The following is a 4742-nucleotide window of genomic DNA, read 5'->3' as shown; positions in this document are numbered from 1 at the left end:
CGGAGTCGAGCGCGTCGAGTTCGGCACGGGCCCGCATCACGTCTCGCGCGGCCGCTTNCGCGGCATCCTGGGCGCCTCCGAGTCCGGCCGAGATCTCATCGATATCGGCCCGTGCCTCGTCGATCGCGGCCTGGCTGACCGTGGCGACCTCGATCCCGAGCGTGCCGTCGTCTTCGAGCAGAGCGAGGCGCTGGCCCGCGAGCGAGAAGAGACCGCGCAGTCGCTCCTGCACGCGTTCCAAACCGAAGGCGACGGCCCGCGCGGCATCCACGGCTTCCGAGCGCTGCTGCGCCTCCAGCGCATCGATGCGCAGCTTCAGCTGCTCCGACTGATCCTGCAGCACGAGGCGCTCGGCGCTGCGCTCCTGCTCGGTGCGGGCGTGGTCGGCGAGCTGCGCACGCAGACCGACCAGTTCATCAGCGAACAGGCGGGCCTTGGCGTCACGCACCACTGCCGCGATCGTCGCCGCCTCGCGAGCGATCTCCGCCTGCTTGCCGAGCGGCTTCAGCTGTCGACGCAGCTCTCCGGCAAGGTCGCTGAGTCGCGTGAGATTCGCCTCCATCGCTTCGAGCTTGCGAAGGGTCTTCTCCTTGCGTCGGCGATGCTTCAGGATGCCGGCGGCCTCCTCCACGAAGCCGCGACGGTCCTCGGGGCTCGCTTGCAGCACGCTGTCCAGACGGCCCTGGCCCACGATCACGTGCATCTCGCGCCCGAGCCCGGAGTCGCTCAACAGCTCCTGCACATCGAGCAGGCGGCAGCTTGCACCGTTGATCGCGTACTCACTGGTTCCGTTGCGGAACAGCGTGCGGCTGATCGTGACCTCGCTGTACTCGATCGGCAGCGCCCCGTCGCTGTTGTCGATCGTCAACTGCACCTCGGCACGGCCGAGCGGACCGCGCGTAGAGGTGCCCGCGAAGATGACGTCTTCCATCTTCCCGCCGCGAAGGGTCTTCGCGCCCTGCTCGCCCATGACCCACGCGAGAGCGTCGACCACGTTCGACTTGCCGGAACCGTTCGGACCGACGATGCAGGTGACGCCGGGCTCGAGCGCGAAAGTGGTCGGTTGCGCGAACGACTTGAAGCCTTTGAGCGTCAGGCTCTTCAGGTGCATCCGCGGGTCCTCCTGGGTGATCGTCCACCCACGCTAGCGGAACGACACGCGGATCCTCGCTTGACGCGCGTCGAGAACACCCGCTATCGTCACAGATCGCGTCTGAAGTCGAGAAAGGAGGTCCCCGACATGATTCGTATGAACGCCACCGGCCGCATCGCATCCGCGATGCGTTCCTTCTGGTTCCGTGAGCCCGCGGGGGCCGTCTCCTTCGACGCCTTCCGCGGCGCCTGCTGACGCGATCAGACGAGAACTCCGCCCTCGCCTCGTCGAGGTCCGAGTTCGCTCTCGCACACAGCCTTCGGGCACCCACGTCTTCTCGTTGCGTGTGCCCCCGCCGCAGCCCGGCCTCTCACTCTGCCCGCCGCGCATTCGCGCGCACCCACCGAAAGCACCACGATGCATACCTTCATCGCGTCGGTCCTGCACGCCAACGACCCCGAACGCCGCCGCATCCGTCTCGCCGAGCGCGAGCGCGAGCAGCGCGAGCTCGAATGGCAGCGTCGCCGACAGATCCTTCCGTACCTCTGATCCGCCCCGGGCCGGGGCGTCCGACCGCGACGCCCCGGCCGCATCTCAAGGACATCTCATGACCACCACGATTCCCGGACCCCAGTTCCGCCCCCTCACGATCCCTGCCTCCATGGATGCTGGCGACGCCGCCGACTTCCGCGAGTTCACCCGCGTACGCAACCTCGTCTATCGCGAGATCGCCGGCAACGACGACGACGCGATGACGCCGGAAGAACTGCTGCCGCATTACCAGCCGGATCCGAACGAGATCCGTCGTGCGTGGGCGGTGATCGTCGACGGCGAGTTCGTCGGTCGCGTCGGCGTCGATCTGCCGCTGGAAGACGGATCTCGCACCGCCTTCTGGCTTGTCGAACTGCTCCGCTCGTACCACGGTCGCGGCATCGGATCGGCCGGCTACGCCCTGATCGAGCAGACCGCACGCGAACACGATCGCACGATCCTGCAGTCGTGGGCGCAGCATCCGGATGCCGACGGCGAGCGGTTGAGTGCACCGACCGGCTACGGAACGATTCCGCGCGACCATGCGGCGCGCTTCTACCTGCGCCACGGCTACACCCTGGAACAGATCGAGCGTCAGAGCGAGCTGATCCTCGCGGGCGCCGACACGAACATCGAGCGCCTGCTCACCGAGGCCGTGACGGCATCGGGCGGATACCGCGTCGTCCAATGGCAGGGCGTGACGCCGGCGGCGCATGTCGAGGCGTACGCCTGGATGAAATCCCGCATGTCGACGGACGCACCGAGCGCCGATCTCGACTTCGACGAGGAGAACTGGGATGCCGAGCGGGTCGCTCGCCACGACGCCAAGTACGTCGAGTCCGGCCGCACCAAACTCGTCACGGCGGCCCAGCATATCGACAGCGGTCACCTGGTGGCGTTCAACGAGCTCGTCCTCGGCACCGATGCGACCGGTCCGAGTCACCAGGAGGACACCCTGGTGCTTCGCGAGCACCGAGGCCATCGGCTCGGACAGCTCGTCAAGTGCGCGGGCCTGCAGACGTGGCGCCGCGACGTCGCCCCGCAGTCGCCGAAGGTCATCACCTACAACGCGGAGGAGAACCGGCCGATGCTCGACATCAACGAGAGAGTCGGCTTCGTGCCCGTCGCCTACAACGGGGCATGGAAGAAGGTGCTGACGTGATCGATGTCACCGTCCGCTCCATCCGGGTACCGCACTCGATCGATGCGCCGGAGATCGTGGACCTCGAGGCGGTGCGGCAATTGCGCAATGCGCACGCCGCTCACGTGCATGGCTCGAGCGCCTATGACCTGACGCTCCCTCAGGTTCTGGCCGCGTGGCAGGATCAGTCGGATCGCCCGGTGATCGGACGTCTCGCGGAGCGCAACGGCCTCATCCTCGGTACGGCGAGCGTCGACCATCTTCCCGATGCGCAGTCTCGGACCGCGGGCGTGATGGTACGTGTGCACGCACAACACCGCCGTCAGGCCATCGGCACGCGTCTGCTGCGCGAGGCCGAGACCATCGCAGCCGAGTTGGGCCGCTCGGTGCTGCAGTCCTGGACCGAACACAGGCATTCCGGCGGTGCGGGCCTGCGGGCATCGACCGGATTCGGATCCGTGCCCCGCGATGCGACGGCGATGTTCGCACGGAGACGGGGGTTCCGGTTGGAGCAGGTCTATCGTCAGAGCACCCTCGACCTCAGGTCCACTGCCCTTCACACGGATGCGCTCTGCGCGCGTGCGCGCACCCACGCCGGTGACGACTATCGCTACCTGTTCTGGCTCTCGCCCACGCCCGCAGCTCTTGCGCCCGCGCTGGCCGACCTCAAGTCGCGAATGGCCACCGACGCCCCCTCGGGCAACGTCGACGTCGAAGACGGAGAGTGGGATGCCGAGCGCATCGCACGCATCGAGGCACACGATGCCGTCGGCGGTGTGCGGCGCCTGATCGGGGCGGTGCGGCATGAGCCGTCAGGAGTGCTCGTCGCGCTGAACGAGCTGAACGTCTCGCCGGCCGATCCGAGGATCGCGCACCAGAACGACACGCTCGTACGCGCGGAACATCGCGGTCGCCGGCTGGGCACGTGGGTCAAGTGCGCGACCCTCGCGCGCCTGCGCGAGCTCTTTCCGCAGGTGACGCACGTCGAGACCTACAACGCCGAGGAGAATGAACCAATGCTCGTGATCAACGAGGCCATCGGGTTCACGCCGGTGTCCTGTGCTGGCGAGTGGCAGAAGCGTCTCAGCTGAGGCGCTGGCAGCGTGGACAGTAGTGGCTGGACCGGTTCATGAACGATGCGCGCAAGATGGGACGTCCGCATCGCGGGCAGGGCAAGCCGTCCCTGCCGTAGACGTTGAGCGAATGAGCGAAGTAGCCGGCCTGACCGTTGACATTCACATACTGCGCGTCGAAGCTGGTTCCGCCTTCGGCCAGGGCCTTCAGCAGCACGGCCCGCACCTCGGCGAACAGGCGGGTCACGTCGCGCTCGTTGAGGGCAGCGGCGGCCGACTCGGGGTGGATCCGCGCAGCCCACAGCGCCTCATCCGCGTAGATGTTCCCGACGCCGCTGAGCACGGTCTGATCGAGAAGCACGCGTTTGATCGCGGAACGCTTCGCCCGCACGCGATCCCGGACGGCGGCGTCATCGAAGGCGTCATCGAGCGGGTCTCGCCCGATGTGGGCGACTTGCGAGGGAACGAGCGCCTCGGCGCTCCCCCACCCGCCGGCACGGCCGTCGGCGGTGGGCACCAGTTCATCGATCGCGAGGGATCCGAAGGTCCGTTGGTCGGCGAACACCACGGCGAGCTCTCCGTGCTCAGGGTGATCGATATCGATGCGCACGCGTTCGTGACGCTCCGCAGGCGCGCCCGGAGCACGCAGCAGCATCTGACCGCTCATCCCGAGGTGGGCGATGATCGCACGACGGGCCGTAGCGGATGCCGGAGCCAACGGCATCCACAGGAACTTCCCGCGCCGCGCCACGCTCGTCACCCGTCGACCCACCAGCTCGCGTTCGAACGAGACGGCGTCGCCGTCGTGGCGCGTCAGCGCTCGCGGGTCCCGCGCATCGACCCCGATGATGCGGGCGCCCGCAAGCGCCGGGGCGAGTCAAGCGCGGACGACTTCGACTTCGGG

4 protein-coding genes and 1 pseudogene are annotated in these 4742 nt (G+C 67.9%); 3 read left to right on the top strand and 2 right to left on the bottom strand.

Features of this window, described 5'->3' with window-relative positions:
• Nucleotides 1–1111 (bottom strand): chromosome segregation SMC family protein (locus I5I_RS03735; protein WP_036316590.1); only part of this gene is annotated, 1111 nt, incomplete at its 3' end.
• A gap of 399 nt (nt 1112–1510) precedes the next feature.
• Here I5I_RS03735 and I5I_RS17770 point away from each other — a divergent pair.
• Genes I5I_RS17770 through I5I_RS17425 form a run of 3 tightly spaced genes read left to right on the top strand, consistent with a single transcriptional unit; the run spans nt 1511 to nt 3856 of the window.
• Entirely contained in the window at nt 1511–1642 is a 132-nt protein-coding gene (locus I5I_RS17770; RefSeq protein ID WP_255266054.1) for a hypothetical protein, read from the top strand.
• Nucleotides 1643–1700: 58 nt separating this feature from the next.
• Nucleotides 1701–2786, top strand: a complete 1086-nt coding sequence (locus I5I_RS03730; protein ID WP_036316588.1) for a GNAT family N-acetyltransferase — start codon at nt 1701–1703, stop codon at nt 2784–2786.
• Nucleotides 2765–3856, top strand: a complete 1092-nt coding sequence (locus tag I5I_RS17425) for a GNAT family N-acetyltransferase (protein ID WP_239640010.1) — start codon at nt 2765–2767, stop codon at nt 3854–3856. The genes I5I_RS03730 and I5I_RS17425 overlap by 22 nt, the downstream gene beginning before the upstream one ends.
• Here I5I_RS17425 and mutM read toward each other — a convergent pair.
• Nucleotides 3849–4742 (bottom strand): annotated as a pseudogene (mutM, locus tag I5I_RS03720) (bifunctional DNA-formamidopyrimidine glycosylase/DNA-(apurinic or apyrimidinic site) lyase); the annotation flags it as partial. The gene I5I_RS17425 and the pseudogene mutM overlap by 8 nt on opposite strands.

Source organism: Microbacterium sp. B24 (assembly GCF_000333415.1).
In the GTDB taxonomy this organism is placed as follows: Bacteria; Actinomycetota; Actinomycetes; order Actinomycetales; family Microbacteriaceae; genus Microbacterium.
Note: the sequence above shows the minus strand (reverse complement) of the source record. Positions and strands in the feature narration are given on the sequence as shown.

What these genes read in the sequence shown, in the direction of transcription:
- I5I_RS03730 (WP_036316588.1), top strand. Translation starts at nt 1,701, where the DNA reads ATGACCACCACGATTCCCGGACCCCAGTTCCGCCCCCTCACGATCCCT.
- I5I_RS17770 (WP_255266054.1), top strand. Translation starts at nt 1,511, where the DNA reads ATGCATACCTTCATCGCGTCGGTCCTGCACGCCAACGACCCCGAACGC.
- I5I_RS17425 (WP_239640010.1), top strand. Translation starts at nt 2,765, where the DNA reads ATGGAAGAAGGTGCTGACGTGATCGATGTCACCGTCCGCTCCATCCGG.